General features: G+C 45.2%; 23 protein-coding genes and 1 pseudogene. 2 read left to right on the top strand and 22 right to left on the bottom strand.

Features of this window, described 5'->3' with window-relative positions; genetic code table 11:
* Positions 1–5 precede the first annotated feature (5 nt).
* The 14 genes from ABUE30_RS08935 to ABUE30_RS08870 all read right to left on the bottom strand — a co-directional run bounded on the left by ABUE30_RS08935 (position 6) and on the right by ABUE30_RS08870 (position 9,559).
* Positions 6–482, bottom strand: coding sequence for a GNAT family N-acetyltransferase (locus ABUE30_RS08935; RefSeq protein WP_408623575.1), 477 nt, complete (start codon positions 480–482; stop codon positions 6–8).
* Between the two features lie 88 nt (positions 483–570).
* Complete coding sequence (locus ABUE30_RS08930) at positions 571–1,374, bottom strand: SDR family oxidoreductase (RefSeq protein WP_408623401.1); 804 nt, start codon at positions 1,372–1,374, stop codon at positions 571–573.
* Positions 1,368–1,757: an alpha/beta fold hydrolase gene (locus ABUE30_RS08925; RefSeq protein ID WP_408623400.1), complete on the bottom strand. Its 390-nt coding sequence runs from the start codon at positions 1,755–1,757 to the stop codon at positions 1,368–1,370. Before ABUE30_RS08925 ends, ABUE30_RS08930 begins: the two co-directional genes overlap by 7 nt.
* On the bottom strand, positions 1,754–2,212 hold the full coding sequence (locus ABUE30_RS08920) for an alpha/beta fold hydrolase (RefSeq protein ID WP_408623399.1): 459 nt from the start codon (positions 2,210–2,212) through the stop codon (positions 1,754–1,756). The genes ABUE30_RS08925 and ABUE30_RS08920 overlap by 4 nt, the downstream gene beginning before the upstream one ends.
* A 19-nt stretch (positions 2,213–2,231) precedes the next feature.
* Positions 2,232–2,651: a MarR family winged helix-turn-helix transcriptional regulator gene (locus ABUE30_RS08915; protein ID WP_408623398.1), complete on the bottom strand. Its 420-nt coding sequence runs from the start codon at positions 2,649–2,651 to the stop codon at positions 2,232–2,234.
* 220 nt (positions 2,652–2,871) lie between these two features.
* Positions 2,872–3,495, bottom strand: coding sequence for an HAD family hydrolase (locus ABUE30_RS08910; protein ID WP_408623397.1), 624 nt, complete (start codon positions 3,493–3,495; stop codon positions 2,872–2,874).
* 131 nt (positions 3,496–3,626) lie between these two features.
* Positions 3,627–4,406 carry an alpha/beta fold hydrolase gene (locus ABUE30_RS08905; RefSeq protein ID WP_408623396.1) on the bottom strand — a complete coding sequence of 260 codons (780 nt, stop codon included), beginning with the start codon at positions 4,404–4,406 and terminating at the stop codon, positions 3,627–3,629.
* A 146-nt stretch (positions 4,407–4,552) separates the two neighbouring features.
* The gene (locus ABUE30_RS08900; protein ID WP_408623395.1) at positions 4,553–4,948 is read right to left on the bottom strand and encodes a GNAT family N-acetyltransferase; all 396 of its coding nucleotides are present in this window, start codon (positions 4,946–4,948) and stop codon (positions 4,553–4,555) included.
* Between the two features lie 15 nt (positions 4,949–4,963).
* The gene (locus tag ABUE30_RS08895) at positions 4,964–5,941 is read right to left on the bottom strand and encodes an alpha/beta hydrolase family protein (protein ID WP_408623394.1); all 978 of its coding nucleotides are present in this window, start codon (positions 5,939–5,941) and stop codon (positions 4,964–4,966) included.
* Positions 5,942–6,258: 317 nt separating this feature from the next.
* Complete coding sequence (locus ABUE30_RS08890) at positions 6,259–7,050, bottom strand: YdcF family protein (protein WP_408623393.1); 792 nt, start codon at positions 7,048–7,050, stop codon at positions 6,259–6,261.
* Between the two features lie 176 nt (positions 7,051–7,226).
* Entirely contained in the window at positions 7,227–7,322 is a 96-nt protein-coding gene (locus ABUE30_RS08885; RefSeq protein ID WP_408623392.1) for a transposase, read from the bottom strand.
* A 179-nt stretch (positions 7,323–7,501) separates the two neighbouring features.
* Positions 7,502–8,818 carry a type II toxin-antitoxin system HipA family toxin gene (locus ABUE30_RS08880; RefSeq protein ID WP_408623391.1) on the bottom strand — a complete coding sequence of 439 codons (1,317 nt, stop codon included), beginning with the start codon at positions 8,816–8,818 and terminating at the stop codon, positions 7,502–7,504.
* Positions 8,812–9,135: a helix-turn-helix transcriptional regulator gene (locus ABUE30_RS08875; protein WP_408623390.1), complete on the bottom strand. Its 324-nt coding sequence runs from the start codon at positions 9,133–9,135 to the stop codon at positions 8,812–8,814. Before ABUE30_RS08875 ends, ABUE30_RS08880 begins: the two co-directional genes overlap by 7 nt.
* A gap of 259 nt (positions 9,136–9,394) precedes the next feature.
* Positions 9,395–9,559 (bottom strand): hypothetical protein, encoded by a 165-nt coding sequence (locus ABUE30_RS08870; protein WP_408623389.1) that lies wholly within the window; start codon positions 9,557–9,559, stop codon positions 9,395–9,397.
* Positions 9,560–9,622: 63 nt separating this feature from the next.
* Between ABUE30_RS08870 and ABUE30_RS08865 the strand changes: the two genes are divergently transcribed.
* Positions 9,623–9,778, top strand: coding sequence for a transposase (locus tag ABUE30_RS08865; protein WP_408623388.1), 156 nt, complete (start codon positions 9,623–9,625; stop codon positions 9,776–9,778).
* A 78-nt stretch (positions 9,779–9,856) separates the two neighbouring features.
* On the opposite strand, the gene ABUE30_RS08860 is transcribed toward ABUE30_RS08865, so the two are convergent.
* The 7 genes and pseudogenes from ABUE30_RS08860 to ABUE30_RS08830 form a co-directional block, all read right to left on the bottom strand.
* Complete coding sequence (locus tag ABUE30_RS08860) at positions 9,857–10,261, bottom strand: VOC family protein (protein WP_408623387.1); 405 nt, start codon at positions 10,259–10,261, stop codon at positions 9,857–9,859.
* A 64-nt stretch (positions 10,262–10,325) separates the two neighbouring features.
* On the bottom strand, positions 10,326–11,057 hold the full coding sequence (locus tag ABUE30_RS08855) for a helix-turn-helix transcriptional regulator (protein WP_408623386.1): 732 nt from the start codon (positions 11,055–11,057) through the stop codon (positions 10,326–10,328).
* Positions 11,058–11,245: 188 nt separating this feature from the next.
* Positions 11,246–11,560 (bottom strand): GNAT family N-acetyltransferase, encoded by a 315-nt coding sequence (locus ABUE30_RS08850; protein ID WP_408623385.1) that lies wholly within the window; start codon positions 11,558–11,560, stop codon positions 11,246–11,248.
* 91 nt (positions 11,561–11,651) lie between these two features.
* The gene (locus ABUE30_RS08845) at positions 11,652–14,018 is read right to left on the bottom strand and encodes a DUF748 domain-containing protein (RefSeq protein WP_408623384.1); all 2,367 of its coding nucleotides are present in this window, start codon (positions 14,016–14,018) and stop codon (positions 11,652–11,654) included.
* A gap of 528 nt (positions 14,019–14,546) precedes the next feature.
* On the bottom strand, positions 14,547–14,855 hold the full coding sequence (locus tag ABUE30_RS08840) for a transposase (RefSeq protein WP_408623383.1): 309 nt from the start codon (positions 14,853–14,855) through the stop codon (positions 14,547–14,549).
* A gap of 202 nt (positions 14,856–15,057) precedes the next feature.
* Positions 15,058–15,234: pseudogene (locus tag ABUE30_RS08835) on the bottom strand (SRPBCC family protein); the annotation flags it as partial.
* Positions 15,235–15,272: 38 nt separating this feature from the next.
* Positions 15,273–16,106 carry an oxidoreductase gene (locus ABUE30_RS08830; RefSeq protein WP_408623382.1) on the bottom strand — a complete coding sequence of 278 codons (834 nt, stop codon included), beginning with the start codon at positions 16,104–16,106 and terminating at the stop codon, positions 15,273–15,275.
* A 114-nt stretch (positions 16,107–16,220) separates the two neighbouring features.
* Between ABUE30_RS08830 and ABUE30_RS08825 the strand changes: the two genes are divergently transcribed.
* Positions 16,221–17,177 (top strand): AraC family transcriptional regulator, encoded by a 957-nt coding sequence (locus ABUE30_RS08825; protein ID WP_408623381.1) that lies wholly within the window; start codon positions 16,221–16,223, stop codon positions 17,175–17,177.
* 90 nt (positions 17,178–17,267) lie between these two features.
* Here ABUE30_RS08825 and ABUE30_RS08820 read toward each other — a convergent pair whose 3' ends face one another.
* On the bottom strand, positions 17,268–18,032 hold the full coding sequence (locus ABUE30_RS08820) for a methyltransferase domain-containing protein (protein WP_408623380.1): 765 nt from the start codon (positions 18,030–18,032) through the stop codon (positions 17,268–17,270).
* Between the last annotated feature and the right edge of the window lie 69 nt (positions 18,033–18,101).

Raw genomic sequence — 18,101 nt, 5'->3', positions numbered from 1 at the left:
GCTTGTTATAACCGTTTTTCCATACGCAAAAGGTCCCATGCGGCATCGTCAAACGACCGTGTACCCTGTTCAAACGCTGTTACAACAAAACCTAGCGATTCATAGCAGTTTTTTGCAATTTTATTTCGTTCAAAAACAGCTAAAGACAGCTCACGAACATTGAATTGTGTTTCTGATAACTCGATTAATTGGTTTAACATTTGCTTGGCAACACCCTTGCCACGAAAATCGTTTGATACAAAAACACGGCAAATACGGAAATGCGACTCAGATACTTTAAACAATTCCACGTATCCCGCGTTTTCCTCATTGATGACAAAAATGAAGGGAAATACCTCTGATTGAGCACAATGCTTACTGATTTGAGTACAATCTAAAGGGAACTCAAAGTTAGGACCACCCCATTGATAATTCAATTTATCCGAGTCAATCCAATGAATCAGTGTCCCATAGTCTGACTTTTCAAATGCTCGAAGCCCCATATTTTCCTCCAAAGGTTATAACGCCCGCAGCAGGCGCAGTTTTGGCATTGTGACGAAGGAGCAACGCCCTGCCTGCACTTGTTAATAATTATTTGCTTGGTGGTGATGCGGTACTACCAGCTAGAATTCCGCCATCAACATTAATCTCAATGCCCGTTATATATTTAGACTCATCAGATGCAAGGAATAAAGCGGCATATGCAACGTCTTTAGGCTCCCCCATAACTCCAAGAGGAATATCAGAAGAGATTGCTTTAATCGCATTATCTCTTTGATCTCCTTCTCCAAGCATCACATCCCATATAGGTGTGTATATGGCACCTGGGTGAATAGAGTTGCATCTAATGGGGTATTTCTTTTCAGCACAGTAAAGAGCAACGGATTTCGTATGATTGCGAACAGCTGCTTTGCTAGAAGCGTATGCAGCAGCAAAAGGAATTCCAATAATTCCTGATCTTGAAGATATGTTTACAATACTTCCGGACAAAGAGTCCTTTATAAGCTGAATACCGTATTTACATCCAAGAGCAACACCATCAAGATTCGTCTCATGAACTTTGTGCCAACTTTCAATGTCCAGATTTTCAGGGTCATGTGGGCCAGACGTTTCAAGAATACCAGCTATCCCCGCATTATTCACCACAATATCCAGGCCGCCATATTTCTTTTTAACAAACTTGCTCGCTGCGATCCAATCGCCCTCTTTTCTCACATCAAGGTGAAGGTAACAAGATGGTTCACCCATTCCAACAGCCACTTCTTTACCTGATTCATCGTTGATATCAGTAACGACAACATTCGCACCTTCTTCAGAAAATAGTTTGGCAATGGCTTCCCCTATCCCTCTAGCTGCACCGGTTATTAATACAGTTTTATTTTTAAGCCTTAACATACAACCTCAATATCATTAAGAAAATCGATAACAGCCTTATTGAAAATTTCCGGCTGATCCATTAATGGTAGATGCCCCGCGTCTTTAATTTTACATAATACAGCGTTGGGGATTATTGCAGCTGCATTGACGCCATATGCAACCGGGAATAATCGATCGTTTTCTCCCCAAATGACCAATGTCTTATTTGATATTTTGCGAAGCGCAGATTCAGGTACAGCTGAAACAACTGAACCCTGACCTCGCATAAACGCATTTCTTCCGCCTTTGCGCTTCAGCACCTCAATGGAATATAAGCCGTGATTGGGATCCCTGTTTTGAGGTTTGAACAATAAATAATTAGAAAAAAATCTATTCGCCAGAGCCGATGGGAAGAGATTCAACCAAACCATTCCGATAATGGATAACAAGGGGACGTTGAACCCAGCCCTCCTGAATCGACAAGGACGAATTTGTCTACCATTTTTGGATAATCAAGGGTGAATTGAAGAGCTATTGCTCCGCCTTGAGATAATCCAAGAATATGTACTTTAGAAATTTCCAGCTTCAGTAAAAACTTTTTAAGCCAGGCAACGAAGTAATTTTTATCATATGCGGCATCAGGTTTATCAGACTCCCCATAACCGACAATATCTGGAGCTATAACGTGGAATTTTTTTGCTAGTGGACCAATGGATGGATACCATGTAACAGCACCTGCTCCACCCCCATGTAGAATAACTACAGGATAACCAGAGCCGGCAGATAAGTAAGCTGTATTAATTGAGTCGACCAATACATTGGATTGTGTGACAGGAACCTTGGTACTTTCTATTAGAGCTTCTCTATAGGTGTTCATGTTTATTTCTCTAGAAAGTTTACGAAACGATTTTTAACAATTCAGAAAATACGCTTAGCTGGTTAGTCTCAAAGGGTTCAAATAGTGCTACTGAAGCATGCGCAAATGTAACCTTCGCTTCTTCATAAACCTGCTTGCCGGCAGCAGAAAGCGTCACCAGACTGACTCTGGCGTCGCGTGGATTATCTTCCTTTGCGACTAGACCAATTTTTTCCATAGGGTTTATAAGACGGGTTACGCCTGACGGACTCAAGCCGATCCGCTCGGCAAGATCGCTGCGACGCATTTTCTGCGTTGGGGTAGCATATAATTGATTTAGAACGAGATATTCAGTTAAACCAATCCCATGTGCAGATAGTGCACCACCAATCCGTTTCTGGATTTTGTTATGGATACTGATGACATTGACCACTAACCCACTTTCTATATTTTTTGACATGTTTGATTCATTTGCGAAGTATTTGAGCTAACAAATATATAATCAACATAGTTGTGATGTCAACTATATCTCAATCATTTGAAGTGAAAGGCTACTTGCCTAGACGCTCGGTTAAGGGGCTGACAACGCAAAACCACTGAACTCGAATATAATGACCGTCATCACAAATGCTGATTTGAACAAAAACCGCCACGCGTTGGCAGCTCCTCTTGAATGTTTGCTATGTGATAAATTCGACCAACTCTGACATATGCTCGATTTGAACGGAGCCAAGATGATTCCGTTCACTCACTCCTGGCGCATAGTAGATACTTTTCATTTGAGCGCAATTCGCAGCCTGCAATCCAAGCAAGCTGTCTTCCACAACATAACAATTTCGAGGTTCCACATTCATGGTCTTCGCCGCATGTAGAAATAACTCAGGTTCAGGTTTCCAAGAACCAACCTCATATGAACTGAAAATATTATTATCGAAGAATTTAGCCAAGCCAGTAATATTCAATGCACGTTCAATTTTTGACCTAGGAGCAGATGAAGCGATACAAAACCGAATAGTTAATGACTCCAATACTTCCTTTACGCCATCGATTGCCTCAAGATGTTCATCAAACAAGTTGTCCACCTTAAGGCGGTATTCAGATTCAAACGACTCAGGTAAAGAAATTGAATAATCAGTTTCTAGGCTCGCAATTATTGTAGTTAACTTCCCACCTCGATATTTTGAAAGCAGCTCTTTTGCATCACATTTGACACCGAGTTCAGCAAGTTGGTGTTCCAGCGCTAAATTACATAAAAACTCGCTATCTACTAGCGTCCCGTCACAATCGAAAATGACTAGCTTCATAGTATCCCTATCACATAACACCCGCTTAAAGGACAGACAATGTAAACCACTGAACTCAAGCACAACAGTCGTAGTCTATCTATTTGAACTGAAAGTACCACGTGTTGACAATCCCTTTTGAAGTATTTGTGTTAGCCCTTTTGGCCAAACAAATCAATGATAAGCCCGCCAAATTTCTCTGGATTCTCTTGAGGGAGCATATGCGTTTCATTTTCAACAGTAATCAAAGTCGAAAGCTTTGATGAACCAGCTCCACTCAACGTTGCCAACCTAAACAAGTCTCTGGATTTTTCACCGTACCCAAAAACTAGCGGCGCTTTGATCTTTGATACGTTGAGAGCATTAATCGACGGATGTTCTTGCTGATTCAGTTGTAAAGGTAATGTGTACGCTTTTGCTAACTGCAAGCGTCTAACCTCTTCTCTCTGCGTTTCAAAATAGCCCTGACTGTTTCCAGAACCGTCAATCAGCGACTCAACCGCTAAGTCTAAATTTCCCTGTTTTACATGCTCAACTACTTGTCCAAACATCGATTTTGCATCAGCAACCCAAGCATTCATGTCCTTCTCTTGGATACAACCCGGATATCCAGGCTCATAAAGAAAAACGTTGGATACAGATAGCGCTTCTTTTGCCAGCATGTTGAGCACCACATCAGCACCGTAAGACCAACCAACAATATTCATAGGTTTATCCGAACCTAACTTTTTCACAAGTTCAGCTAGTTCTTCGGCATGGGAATTTAAACCAAAATTACAATCTTCAGTTTTTTCAAAGTGACTTAAGGTGACAGCGATTACGTCAAAATACACTTCTAGTTGCTTTAGATGAGGGAACCACATAGAACAGTCAGTTAGGGCTCCATGCACTAATACTAAATATTCCCCACTACCTTTTTGAAAATATTTCATTGAGAATTTCCTAATAAAAGGGCTAACACAGAGTTAAGCGGCGCGAGTAGCCGAAGGCCACAAACTGATTCGACTTGCTAGGCTTCGCGGTCTTTGAACATAATTTCTGTCTGAACACCATTTCAATTTTCAAGCTCTAAACTATGCTACTCCAGTTTTCGATAGAGCCCTTGCTGATCAAGAGTGTGCAAATATAAACTCGTGATTTCCCATTCCCATGCCTTCCTTTCTGCCACTTCGCAAAGCCTAGCTGCGATTCCACGCTCTGTGTAATCGGGCATGACAAAAATTTCTGCAAGCCAAGGGGGTAAGTCATCTCGCCCCTCCAAATCACAAACTCGCAAAGCACTCGTACCCACCGGAACGCCATTTTCATGCGCTACCCATGCGAGTGAAAGCTGATCGCGATTCTGGTGAGAAATTAGCTTCTCATACCGCGGCCCATAGCTTTCTCCAGGAATGATACTTCTCCAGTGCTCCGCCATTTCACGCGCAAGTAACGGGATAAACTTCGGAACATCTTCAAGATAATCAATTCGCATAATTGAGTCCTTACCTCAATCAGCCGCCCCATCAGCAGTGGGCTGCATTGATTTGTTAGGGTTACCAAGCTTCGACTTTAGCCATCCGTTTATATCACTGACGACCTCTTTACGCTTACTTTCTCCCTCTATATTATTCAGCCTATGATCAAGTTCTTTGTATCGTCGATATTCAATATTTTCTTTTCCAGATCTCTTAAGAGCCAGCACCATTTCATCTACTTTTTGAGGCGATACAAATAAATCTCTGCCTCCCTGTATAATAAGCAAAGGCGTATTAATTTTTTTAAGGACTTCAAGTTGATCAATAGATAGCATTTGATGCCACCAATTGTAACCATGCCCGCTTACTTTAAACTCAGCTGGTTTACTATTAAGAATATGATTTGAAAAACTTCTAAAGCTCTTAACGCTTTCTTCTGCTTCATCGCTATTTGCATAGCCTGACACAATACTATGTAAAACATCATCAATGAACTTGCGTCCACCACCATTGAACGAAATAGTCGCATTTTTATAGTCAACTTTTTCTGTAACTAAGTTAGCGATAACAGCACCCTCACTTCCGCCAAGTATTATAAATTTTTGGTATTTATCGTCTTTTCTTAAAATATCAAGAACAGCTTGAATATCAGCTACACGCTGCTCAGGGCTATCATTTTGAAGATATTGAATGGGGCAGTCTACACGTTCTACATCTGGACTAAAACTTAGTCTTTTGTCAATACCGTATTTTTCAACTAGAAGGATATCGGCTTCCGGCCAGATATTTTTATAATCGGTAAATATTGATGCTATTTGTAAAACACTGTTGCAATCAGAGCCTTGAAGGATCAGCAATAACGTATCATTTAGAGAGTGACGCAATTGGGGGAAAAGGTAATAAGATATATCAGAACCATCGGCCCTTCTCGTAGTATGCGTACTCACACTTCTCGCATTCACTGTAAGTGTTAAAAAAAGCAGAAATACAGATATAACTCGAATATTCATTTTGCAACCCTAATATTCCTCTCCAAATATTTTTATATTTTCAAATACATTAACGCTTTTCAATTATATTGTTCTTTCAATTAAAGCTTCTAGTCCAGGAATATACAAACGTATTAAATAGTCAGGATTTTTTTGAAAGTTCTGCATGTGAGCCATCTTCTCCATTTTGTAACATTTTTATCCCTTAATACAACATTAAGTTAAACTACAATGCTATCCGGCACAGCCGATTGGCGAATTTTCTATGTAAGAAGCACAGCGACTAGCAGAAAGTGTGACGAAAAAGTTATCGGCGTTTAACTTTTGTTGGTTGTCTTCTATTTTTTCGATGCATACAAAGGATTTGCTACACGAATCAATGAACCATATTTCTTTTTCATTTCGTCAAATGCTTTCATTACATTTTCTGGAATATCTATATGAGGCAGATAATTCTTCCCATTTGGTCCATAACCATCTTTATTATCTGTCAAGCGAGGTATTTCTCCCATAAGCAGTGTAATGTATCTTTCCATAGTCCACATTCCTGAGATAACATCTTTATATTCCAACTTACCATTATTTACAACAACAGTCGCATGGTAAGAGGCATAATTTATTATCTTCTTATCTGGTGATTCTTTATTTATTGTAGCCTCCATTCTTCGTTGCATTGTGGCATCCTGTGTAAATATCATAGTGTTCGAATCTATTCTATTCTTTCTAATTAGATTCAACATATACGTAATGTTATTTCCACAATTCGTTGATTCTTTCTCTATATAATCAGGTTGTAACCTATATTTCTTTTCTATATATTTTGAAAATAATTCAGCTTCCGATTTTTCATCTGTTTCCATATCAGGGAACTCAATTTTCATTTTTTGACGAAGTGTCTCTGTTGTATGTCCGGCTCCGCCAACTATAATATATTTTTTTGCAACTTTATTTTTCATTCCTTCAGCAAGAACATCACCACCTGCAAGTATTGAACCTCCAAATAAAACCATTATATCAGCTTTCTCTATTCCAATTTTTTTTGTAATTGCGGCACTCGTAATCTCTTTTATATCTCTTTTTCCAAGATAATTACCTAATATATTTATATATTCAGCTACCTTTTGGTCCACAGTGTTCTCCTTTTCTTATCATAAATATGCGGCGAATCCGGCCAACAAACCTTTAGAAGGGTTCGCTCTTCGAACAGGCATTTAACTTCAGCCTTAATTTGGCGGATTTCGTCTTGTGCTGCCGATTGACTAGTGGGCACGTTAGCTTTGCTTACCCAATAATCCGAGATACCCAATCACTTAGACACATCAGGTACTGAGTAACCTTTTTCAGCCACTTGACGAATGGCTTCTTGTTTAAATTCTTCGGGATATTTTTTTATCCTTAGCACGTTTTACCTTACTTCGGTTTCTAAGTAAAAAGTGTCTACTGATTTAGAGGAAGATCAGATCTTGGAACAAGTTAAACAAAATTCAGGTTAAATAATCTTATTTGTACTTACCATTTCAGATGGCTTTGATGCGTAAGGCCATCTGCTTAGCGATTGTGTTGAAATATTGAAATGATAAATCAAATATTGAGACATAAATTTGCGTGTATTTCATCTATTAGTGTTTTTGGCACATCCCATTCTTCTGCAAGTTGACGCCAGCTGGATACATGCTCGATTGTTTCATCAATGATGTCGTCAATCTTTCTTTTGCTAAAGATCGGACTTAGTTTTTCTAAGCTATAGAAATCATTACGCGTAAAATTGTCTCTTTTACCGTTTAGACTCATCCAATGACTATTAACCCATTTACTGCCTGGCTTGTAGCTGTAGGCTAAATCATAAGCCGGAGCGAGAGACCATTTGTCATTCTTCAGGATAAAGGCAAAGTTCTTTGAATGGTCGTCATGATTTCGCGCAATAATGTTGAATGTCATGCGTTTGAGAAGCTGTTCAGCTTCAAGCGCTGAAAGCTTCAACTCTCTGGCTATGCCAAATAATTCGGCATAAGAGAATGAACCAGGCTTTTTATAGTCAACGTGTGCTAGACCATTAAGCGTTTGTACGTGTACCTTTTTGTTTTTTATCCGGTCAAATCGCTTGGTTATAAAGTGTCTTCGATTGCCTTCTTGAAGTAAACGACTGGGCATCATATCGACATCGCACTTTTTAGCTATCAGGTGATAGACAAACTCCATAGCGCCATAGCCAAGAGGATCACCAAAGGTCTCTTGGTTTTTGTTATATTCACTTACGCCATCAAATTTCATCAGGTAATGAGTAAAACCTGTAGGAACGGTGGCTTGGCCAGAACGAACTTGGGTAAAATCCCCATTGAATGCTAAGACAGCTTTAGGTCTTGCTCCTCCAGCGCTCATACCTACAGACAATAAAGACATCATTGCTTGTCGGTCTTCTTGACCATTTTGTTTTAATTCAACTTCAAAATGACCTCGTGAGTCTAGTATTTCTTGCGCGATTGAAACTAGCGACTGGATTTCTACTTGTTGTGAAGCATTTAGGCTTCGTAATTGTGTTGCTGGCGCATATTCCAGTGCTCCCATGCCTCGTTTTCCCGTATATTGAAGACGTTGGAGTGGTGTGATGTCATTCGGTGAGCGCCCCTGTCCTGCAACCCATGCATTGAGAACAGCATTACCAAAATCATCAGGCAATGAATCTGCAATTAATCCAGGTAGCCCCTTGAACGTATTGAAATCTAGTTCAGGAAAGCTATAAATCCGCTGAGATAGTGGCATTTTGATTGGAGACAGTTCGACACCCTTTTTTACGAAGCTAGGGTCATACTCAAATGCGCCTATGCCTTTTTCTGTGTCAAAGCTAACTGCACCAACCTCATCGCCTTGATAAACGATTTTAATGACTTCCATTACCATTCGGGGGTTTCCTCATTTTTGTCGCTGCGTTGGCCTGAGGCTCTCTGCCTTTTCTTACCTTGCAATTTCGCCAGTTGTAACGGAGAAATTTCTTGTTTAGGAAGAAATAGGTCTAGCTGTTCTGTTAAGTCTAATGCCATCATAATTGCGATCATTATATCGAGTTGCACTTTGCCTTTTTCAGCATTTAGAACCGTTTTACGTGCTACGCCAGCAAGTGCTGCAACTTCTGATTGAGTGAAGTCCCGATTCAGGCGAGCTTGCTTCAATCTCTCACCGATCTCTTCTGCTAATGCTGTGGAGGTCATTCTTTTCATTTTTAAAGTCCTAAAACAGTTACACTAAAGCCAATTTAATGGCTTAATATCCTTAATTTAGAACCTTATAGGTAATTTGTCAATTAATGCTATTAATATGCTAAAATAGTTACATTAAACTGCTTTAATGGCTTTAAAGTAACTAAATAAGGATATTATACCCCCCTTGATAGAGGCTGAGGGATGGGAGCCAATTCGGCTAGTTGGCGGGATTGTCTGAGTCTTCTTCAGTCATTTCTTCATCTGTTGCAGGAACAGCCTACTCGACTTCAGCATCCTTACCTTTAGTTTGTGCCAATTTCCCTACTCGAACTTCAATATCAATAATGCGATGAGCAAGCTTAATAATGCACTGTTGCCAAGCGTAGTTACCATCGACACGTTGTTTATTGCTAAGGACATTGGATAACCAAAGTGTGTCCATTGACGTGGTCTAATTGATTCCACTAACCCAGTTAAGACATAATTGATTTAACTGGAGATTGAAATGACAAAACGTAAAATCTATTCAAAAGAATTCAAACCTGATGCCATTGCACTAGTAAGAGATCAGAATTACAGCATTTCTGAATCGGCTAGAAACTTAGAAGTGAGTGCTCAGATCCTTAGTCGTTGGATAAAAGAAGCTAAAATGATGATGTGACTTAAATAAACAGCCATTTTTATAATGATGCTGATAGTTATGACAGAAGTACTTTTTAACTTCGGTTTTTTTATTATTTTACCTCGCAAATTTTTGCATTGCCTCTGACGTTACAGGTGTGAAAAAATTAATTAAATTACCATCAGGGTCACAAAACAAAAGTGAACGGTTCCCCCATGGCATAGTCGTTGGCTTCTGTATGATGATTTCTTTCAAAAAAACAGCCAGATCTGCGTAACTTTTGTCAACATCAGCCACTTGAAATTCGATAATAGCTGAACGGTTTTGAGCCGCTGTTAGTATTTCATTACCGCCAAAAAATGCTAATGTTCTTGAGCTACCAATCGCTAAAGTTGCTGTTTCAAATTTCAATTCAGCAAAGTCTTTAGTATAAAATGTCGCTTTTATTCCGATAACTTTTTCATAAAATTCGGTCAGTTTTTGCACATCATCTGTAATAAACCTGATTGAGATTAGATTCATAGTATCCCCTTAAATTTTAGCTTTTTATGTGAAACCTCTTATCTGCTATGAATATATAAGAAGCCTAGGACAAGGGTATGTCAGGGGTAGTGAAGTTTTTTTCTTTACTTGCTAAATAACTTGTAAGATTAAGATCGTGCGGTGCAAAACTGAGTTGGAGTAATTTAATTGTTAGGATTCTATCGAGTCTGAACATCCTAAAATCTTTTCTTAATCGACAGTATGCGATCAGCAACCAGTTTTCCTCATGGCTGTAATACAAGGCAAATGGTTCAACTTGTCTCATGGTTTCTTCATCACCGCTCTGCGAGCGATAAACTATTTCTAAAACATGGAAAGAAATAAGAGCACTCTGGATTACCATGAGCGATTCACTTGGATTTGAAGTCCGGATCATTGGGCTCATGGCAATACGTTTAGATAACAACTCTGCTCTATTTTTTGCTGAACATTGTAAAACCGCTTTTACTTTGTTTATAGCTGATACGAACTCTCTACTTAATGAAGAGTCCTGACTCTTTAACATCAATTGTTCCACGGTGATCAAGGCATTTGCCTCATGTTCGGTAAACATGACCGGAGGCACTGTGTATCCCTCAACTAAGGAGTAACCCTTCCCCTCTTCGGTGAAAAGTGGAATTCCTGATTGTTCCAAGGATTTAATATCTCGGTAAATTGTTCTGATACTTACGTTAAATTTCTCTGCAAGGTTTGTCGCTGTGAGAATCCGTTTTGTCTGTAGCAGTGTGATAATAGCCGTCAACCTTGAAAGGCGAGCTATATTGTTACCATTCATATTTTTGCCATTTTAAGCTTGATACATTAATAAAGTTAAACTGAAGGGTGATATGTCAAAAATAACACCAATTACCACACCAATTGCTGAATATAACACCACAATTTGGGACAAGCGTAAGCGAGTCTATGGCCCGCCGCAAAGCGGTTGCAGGGACAGGCCAACTGGACTTCCCAAACATTACCTTGTTACATATGTTCTGGCGACCAACGCATATATTCATATTGTTCTGTAGTTCGCATAACTTCGAATCCGTGTCTGAGATAAAGATTCTTAGCCGGGTTTCCTATAAATACCGATAACCAAAGTTGCTTATTAACACTCTGATATCCTTTGATTAGTTTACAAATGACGGCACTTCCTATTCCTAAATTACGATATTCACTTGAGACGAAGAATCGTCTAAAAAAGTGCTTTTCATCCTCTTGCTCAATTGAAAAGAAACCCACTCGACTACCCATGTATTCAACTACATTGGGAAGAATCTTTCTCCACTCATGCAAATGCAGACTTTCTTGGAAATCATCAGTTTGACCTTATTTGTTCAGCCGCCAAACAAGACGGCTGAAAACCAGGATCAATACGCAGTATTTTTTAGTCCACGGCTAGACCGACTTCCATCACGACCTGCTCATGGTTCTCGGACTGGACTTTCCTGGGCTCCGCCAGGATAACCTGCTCGGGCTCGACCGCGCCGCCTTCTTCCGGGCCGTCGGATGAATCCGCCAGCAGGCGCTCCCGCACGGCGGCAGCCCGTGCCTGGCCGAGTGCCACGAGATCGGCATCGGCGACGGGTTGCGCCGCGATCACCGCCTCGGCGAGATGGGCTCGGTAGGCGACAGCGTCGAACGCCGAGCGGCCCTCCGGGTTCTCATCCGGCTTGCGCGTAAACCGCGCACGGACCTCGTCCAGGCTGGTTTCCGGGTAGGCGCTTGAGAAAATCGCCTCCATCGCGTCTTGCGTCGATTCCGCGGTCAGGTCCGGGGACGAAACCTTGCGTCCCTGCTCGCGCAACCACTCGGCGAGCAGCTCGACGGCGCGTTGGCGCTTCAGTGCCGGGCCGTCCACATCCGGATCGAAGGGACCGGCGAGCTCCAGCGTCAGTTCCGGACGCTTTACGAGAGCCTTGCGGAGCAGCCCGACGCGCTGGCGCTGCGGCGGTGTCAGGTCGCTGCGGCCCGCCGGGTACGCGATCCGTTGCAGGTCCTCATCGCCAGCCCCGATCAGCCCCGCCAGGAAGCGGAACGGCGCGGTGACGATGTTGCTGATCGCGTCACCGATGGCGCTGCGAACCGCGCCGCCTAGCTCGAAGTGCGGATCGCCGAGATCTCCCGTGACCGGGATATCCATCTGGATCACGCCTTCTCTGTCCTTCAGCAGCGCGACGGCGAGGCTGAGCGGCAGGTCCATCGCGCCCGGGCTCTCGACCCTCTCACCCAGTTCCAGATCGTGCAACACTATCGCATTACTGCCCTTGAGCTTGCCGTCCGCAAGGCGATAGCCGAGATCGAGGTCCATACGGCCTTCCGCGATCCGGCGACCGGCGAAGGCGACTGTGTACGGCGAGTAGTCCGGCACCATCAGGTTACGGAACGTCAGCGTGACGTTCGTGTCACGTGTCGGCTGCCAGGCGTGAATCGAGCCCTCGATGCGCGCCATGCCATTCTCACCCACCTGACCTTCGAGCTGTACGTCGGCCGGAGTCTCTGTGTCCGACGCCAGTGTGGAGACCTCGCCGTTCAGCTTGCGGATGCGCGTCGAGAAGGGCAGCGGCAACGACTGATCCGTGAAGTGGAGACGACTGTCGGCCAGGATGATGCCGGCGATGCTGACGCGAAATGGGGCGGCGTCTTCGCCGTCGTCCCCTTCGGGAGCGGGGTCATCTCCCTCAGCGTGCGCCACGAGCAGGCGATTGAAATTCGTGGTCCTATCCTCGTGGATGATGACCCGGCCGGAGCCGCCCTCGATGGACACGCGAGAGGCTTCAATGCTACGCTGCGCCAGGCTCAGGTCGAGCTGCTCGATCGCCATGGCTTGCCAGCCCACCACCGGCTCGGTGTCGCCGGGGACCAGGAGCGCGAGACTGAGCCCGTCCACGCCGGCACTGCCGCGATAGGCCAGGGGCTCATCGTCGCTGACGGACAGTCGTCCGTTGAGGCTCAGGTTCCCGCCCTCGATCGCCAGCCTCGCGAGTTGTTGCAGGTAAGGCTCGGCCGGACTCAGGGCCAGCGCCTCCGCGCGCAGTCTACCGTTGATCTCGAATGCCGGCGACACCCGCATTTCGCCATCGAACGAGAAGGCACCGCCCGCCTTGAGCTGCCCAGCGAATTGGACTGGAAACCAGGTGTTCTCGTGCAGGGCGGCATCATCCAGCGACAGGGAAAATTCTTGCACCACGACAGTGGCGGTCGTGCCTGACGGGGCGGACGCGGTGGTCAGGTGATTCGTGAAGCGGATCGTTCCTCCCACAACATCCAGATGACGGATCACCATCGCCGGCATCCCGCCTTCGCCAGTCGCTTCCGGCTCGCCTGCGGCGTCATCCTTCAGCCGGGCGAAGCGCGTCTCGCCCGAGGCGAAGCGTTCCTCCTGAACCACTGGGCCTTCGAGGCGTACCTGCTGGAAGGTCCACGCCTGGTTGATAACGCTGAGCAGCGCAAAGTTGACGGATAGCCGGTCGAAAGCGGCGAGCTCGTGGCCGTCGGGATCCACGAGGGCGAAATCGGTCACCTGAAGGGTGAACGTGTAGGGATTGAAATCGATATCGCCGATGCGAAGCTCGCGACCAAGATCCTCTCGCACCTTGTCTTCCGCGATCCAACCGGCGAGCCACGGCACCAGGAAAAAACCCGCGAGCGTGTAGAACGCGACGGCCACCAGCACCCAGAAACGAACATGGTGCACGTTGATCCAACGGTGGCGCAGGCCCCCCCACAGGCGCGACAGGAATCGTCTACTCATGGCGAGGCAACATGACCCGGACCAAGCTAACATATTGTTCTCTAGCCCTACACACGAAAAATAGACACTCGGTTATGCGCATTAAACTTACCCCGGTGAAATAGACAATCTTAGCTTAGGATTAGAGCATAGGAGGAATTGTCATGAGCAGCCAACATTATCCAGCAGAATTCAAAGACGAAGCGGTTCAGCAAGTACTGAAGCAAGGCTATACCGTCGCTGAAGTGCGACTGTATTTAAAGGCCTTGCCGTTGCGGGCTTGAGTAGCCTTCTCCCGCATGATCCCGGCCACATAGTTCACGGAGCATCGAACACCGGTTGCGCTCAGCTTCTGGGCTATCTGGAGAGCGCCATAGTGAGCTTTAAAACTGGCCTAGGTCTTCCCCCGGCCGCTTCCGTGACCGCTCTGCGCTCTCGGACTGACTGGGCGCTGCCTCCAGCGGTAGTAACCACTGGCGGAAACCTCTAGCACCCGACACATCAACCGAACGGCATACGACTGACGAAACGCACCCATCAGCACGGACTTCACGCTTGGAACTTCGCGAAGTACACAGACACCTTTTTAAGGAACTCGTTCTCTTTCTTCAAGGTCTCCATCTCTCGCTTGAGCTTGCGCATGGCTTCGCACCCAGCCTTGGAGTAATCGACGCCATCAACGCTATTGAACTGCTTGTCAGAGAGGCGAGTAAACTGACGACGCCAGCTATAAATCTGGCCGGGATGTATGCCCAGCTCAAGGGCAACAGACGCGGCTGTATTACCAGGTTCATCGGCTCTGTGGACGGCTTCCCGACGAAACTCTTCGGTATACACCTGGGTCTTCTTGCGACTCATCCGAGCACCTCCATGCTAGGGGATTCCCTAACATAGACGGTGTCTACTGTTCGTGGGCAACTCGGTTGCATAACACCGCCAACACGCGCAGCTTTGTAGTGAAGGCGAAGCCACAACGAAAAATCTGTCGCCTTGCTTGGCATTGTTAGGAGCTCTTTGAGTAAAGCACTGAGCTTCATTCAGGAACTTCTCCTTCTAGAAGCTATTTTAACGTTCGGAGGTCTTTGTTAACGGCTTGCTCATCGTCCGCGAATTGATCTTCGGACATCCCAGGTTGCCGTAATAAAGTGAATATGAATTAGCCTCCATCACCGTTCAGTACGACCCGCATCGGGTTGTGAACTACCAAGCCTGAATCAAGTTCAACATCACGATCCATGCGAGTCTATGTGCGGGGAGCACATTTGTGCTGAACCTTCAGCCATCGGTTGAGCGTGTTAGCGCTTCCCATTCACTGATTTCGTCGGTAAGCGCCGACAATTTTCTGCGCACCAACTCCAGCGCATCACTTCCCAGCAACAGATGCTCCGGTGGCGTGTCGCTGGCTATTGCAGCCAGCATCGCGCGTGCGGCTTTTTGAGGATCACCCAATTGCTGACCGCTTTTCTCCTCGCGGGCGTTGCGGATTGGATCGAACTGCGCGTCGTAGTCAGAGATTGAGCGTGGCGTTCGGGCCATCGAACGGCCAGCCCAGTCAGTGCGAAACGAGCCGGGCGCTACCGCGGTGACGTAAACGTTGAAGGGTTTAACTTCTTTGCCAAGCACCTCTGAAATACCTTCCAGCGCAAATTTACTGCCACAGTAATAGGCAATGCCCGGCATCGTGATGAAACCACCCATCGACGTGATGTTAAGGATGTGGCCACTCCGACGTGTGCGCATATATGGCAACACAGCTTTCGTCACGGCGACCGCGCCGAATACATTCACATCGAACTGACGACGCATCTCGGCTAGCGGGGATTCTTCAATAATACCTTCGTGGCCGTAACCAGCATTGTTAACGAGAACGTCGATCGCTCCAATGTTCGCCTCAATTTCGGCTACGACACCATCAATGGCATCAAAGTCGGTCACATCAAGTAAACGTCCCACTGCCTTCGCGGGATCAAGTTCTTCGAACGCTTGCCTAGCCCGTTCGCTGCGGACCGTGCCGACCACGTGATAGCCGCTAGCAATTGCTTCGTGAGCCAGCACACGGCCAAATCCGCTGCTCACGCCGGTGATAAGTAAGAGTTTGTTGTTAGACATTACATATAGCTCCTGTGTATTAGTAGAAAATGCACATTACGCTGTTGTACTGCCTTATTTTAGGCGCAATATTCTTATATTATTGCCTATTCTAATAATTTCAGTTGGTATCGCATGGAAAAGGCTTTTCCCTCTTCGCAGACTGCTAAACAGCGGGACATGGTGACGTTGCTCCAGGTGCTGGCGCCGGAAGAAGGATACAACCTCACGGCTCTGCCTGACGTACGCATTCTGCGTTCGGATCGTCCCTTGTCGCGTACCCCAGTTCTATACGACCCCGGTATCGTGATAGTTTGCCAGGGGCGAAAGCGGGGTTATTTCGGCGATCAGGTTTATCTTTACGATGAGCAGCACTATTTGGCAGTCGCGGTACCGGTGCCCTTCACGATGGAAACCGAGGCGACGCCACAACACCCACTTTTAGCCATTTACTTGCATCTGAATTTTCAGCTCGCCGCGGAACTGATGATCCAAATCGACCACCATCAGTTTCCTGCCCAGAAAAGTGCGGCTCAGAGTCTAATGTCCAGCCCTATGGATGCTACTTTTCGGGTGTCCGTGACACGTTTTCTCGAAGCAATGAGTCAGCCGCTTGAGGCGGAGATTCTAGGCCCTGCGTTGGTTAGAGAACTGTACTTTCGCGTGCTGACAGGTGCGCAGGGTAATGCCATGCGTGCAGCGCTGGCAATGCAGGGGCAGTTCGGGAAAATCAGTAAGGCTTTACGACACATCCACGCGACCTATGCTCAACCCCTTAACCTATCGCAACTGGCCAGCGAGGCCGGCATGAGCGTTCCGACGTTCCTTAATCACTTCAAAGCCATTACGCACACCTCACCAATGCAGTACGTTAAATCCACGCGACTGCATCAAGCGCGACTGCTGATGGCTCGTCAGGGCATGACGACAGAGGCCGCCTGCCATGCTGTAGGATACCAAAGTCCTTCGCAATTCAATCGGGAATTCAAACGGCTTTTCGGCTTGACGCCAGCTTCCGAAACGAAGCGGATGCGGGAGAATTTCGCTTTACCGCCAGCTTTTGCCAAGTCGGATTACGTCTCGTCACATTGAACTGTGATCTGAGTTTAGGCGCACCACTTAGCTTATGCAGCCTGGCCTCTTAACGCTTCAATCAGCCGACGCGTTAGCGGTCGGCTGAATTTATTTGTTAGATTTTTTAGCTACGACGAATCTTACATTCCCTCGCTTTTCGTGTTGCTCAGAGCCAAGGTCAGAAAGTAGCTCTTGGCAAAATTCAGCGTATTCTGCTCCTAACTCTTCTTTTAATCTTTGCATTCTGCTGAGTCTTGCCGACCAACCTTCGATAATTTCCTTAGGTGCTGCGCCAGAAAAATTTAGCTCAGGGTCAGTAACATCATTATCTACATGGACTATTTCGAATCCAGCACTTTGCAACAAGCCTGGCATTTTTGCACCAAAATTGAAGTCATAAATGCCCGATTTATATGATTCAAGTTCAAAGCGCCTTACTCTTTCGTAGTACTTACTATTCTTTTCAAGATTTCCGGAGATAAAGCAGGAAACATCAAGCAATGCAATCCAACCAGCTTGATCCATCAACGAACTTGCAGTGATTAAAAAATCGAGTGGGTTGCGAAGATATGAAAGAGAAAAACTACTCCAAATTCCATTTACCGATTTCACTGGCAGGCTGCTAAGATTTAGAAAATCAGTGCATATGAACGTTTCATTGCAACTTTTGTTCGACTCACAGAAATCAATGAATTCCTGATTGGTATCTAATCCTAAGACGTCTTTAACACGGAGCGAAAAAAGTCGGGACACATTACCAACTGAGCAGCCAAGTTCAACAACCGAGTCATTCTGATTCATCGGTATAACCTGAAGATAACGTTCCCATTCTCTCCATTTCTGTTGTTTTTCATATTCCTGAAAAAGGTTCACCAACGTCTCCGTGTAATTTTCTAATCTAACGCCGGGCTCACCCGCGCCCAAAGTGAAGCTGTTTTTGTG

The sequence above is a fragment of the Celerinatantimonas yamalensis genome, assembly GCF_046054155.1.
Lineage (GTDB): Bacteria > Pseudomonadota > Gammaproteobacteria > Enterobacterales > Celerinatantimonadaceae > Celerinatantimonas > Celerinatantimonas yamalensis.
The sequence above is the reverse complement of the archived record's forward strand: the minus strand, read 5'-3'. Positions and strand labels throughout refer to the sequence as shown.

Bases quoted from the DNA above. Each gene is read 5' to 3' on its own strand.
- ABUE30_RS08935 (WP_408623575.1), bottom strand. From the start codon at position 482: ATGGGGCTTCGAGCATTTGAAAAGTCAGACTATGGGACACTGATTCAT.
- ABUE30_RS08930 (WP_408623401.1), bottom strand. From the start codon at position 1,374: ATGTTAAGGCTTAAAAATAAAACTGTATTAATAACCGGTGCAGCTAGA.
- ABUE30_RS08920 (WP_408623399.1), bottom strand. From the start codon at position 2,212: ATGAACACCTATAGAGAAGCTCTAATAGAAAGTACCAAGGTTCCTGTC.
- ABUE30_RS08915 (WP_408623398.1), bottom strand. From the start codon at position 2,651: ATGTCAAAAAATATAGAAAGTGGGTTAGTGGTCAATGTCATCAGTATC.
- ABUE30_RS08910 (WP_408623397.1), bottom strand. From the start codon at position 3,495: ATGAAGCTAGTCATTTTCGATTGTGACGGGACGCTAGTAGATAGCGAG.
- ABUE30_RS08905 (WP_408623396.1), bottom strand. From the start codon at position 4,406: ATGAAATATTTTCAAAAAGGTAGTGGGGAATATTTAGTATTAGTGCAT.
- ABUE30_RS08900 (WP_408623395.1), bottom strand. From the start codon at position 4,948: ATGCGAATTGATTATCTTGAAGATGTTCCGAAGTTTATCCCGTTACTT.
- ABUE30_RS08895 (WP_408623394.1), bottom strand. From the start codon at position 5,941: ATGAATATTCGAGTTATATCTGTATTTCTGCTTTTTTTAACACTTACA.
- ABUE30_RS08880 (WP_408623391.1), bottom strand. From the start codon at position 8,818: ATGGTAATGGAAGTCATTAAAATCGTTTATCAAGGCGATGAGGTTGGT.
- ABUE30_RS08875 (WP_408623390.1), bottom strand. From the start codon at position 9,135: ATGAAAAGAATGACCTCCACAGCATTAGCAGAAGAGATCGGTGAGAGA.
- ABUE30_RS08870 (WP_408623389.1), bottom strand. From the start codon at position 9,559: ATGGACACACTTTGGTTATCCAATGTCCTTAGCAATAAACAACGTGTC.
- ABUE30_RS08865 (WP_408623388.1), top strand. From the start codon at position 9,623: ATGACAAAACGTAAAATCTATTCAAAAGAATTCAAACCTGATGCCATT.
- ABUE30_RS08860 (WP_408623387.1), bottom strand. From the start codon at position 10,261: ATGAATCTAATCTCAATCAGGTTTATTACAGATGATGTGCAAAAACTG.
- ABUE30_RS08855 (WP_408623386.1), bottom strand. From the start codon at position 11,057: ATGAATGGTAACAATATAGCTCGCCTTTCAAGGTTGACGGCTATTATC.
- ABUE30_RS08845 (WP_408623384.1), bottom strand. From the start codon at position 14,018: ATGAGTAGACGATTCCTGTCGCGCCTGTGGGGGGGCCTGCGCCACCGT.
- ABUE30_RS08840 (WP_408623383.1), bottom strand. From the start codon at position 14,855: ATGAGTCGCAAGAAGACCCAGGTGTATACCGAAGAGTTTCGTCGGGAA.
- ABUE30_RS08830 (WP_408623382.1), bottom strand. From the start codon at position 16,106: ATGTCTAACAACAAACTCTTACTTATCACCGGCGTGAGCAGCGGATTT.
- ABUE30_RS08825 (WP_408623381.1), top strand. From the start codon at position 16,221: ATGGAAAAGGCTTTTCCCTCTTCGCAGACTGCTAAACAGCGGGACATG.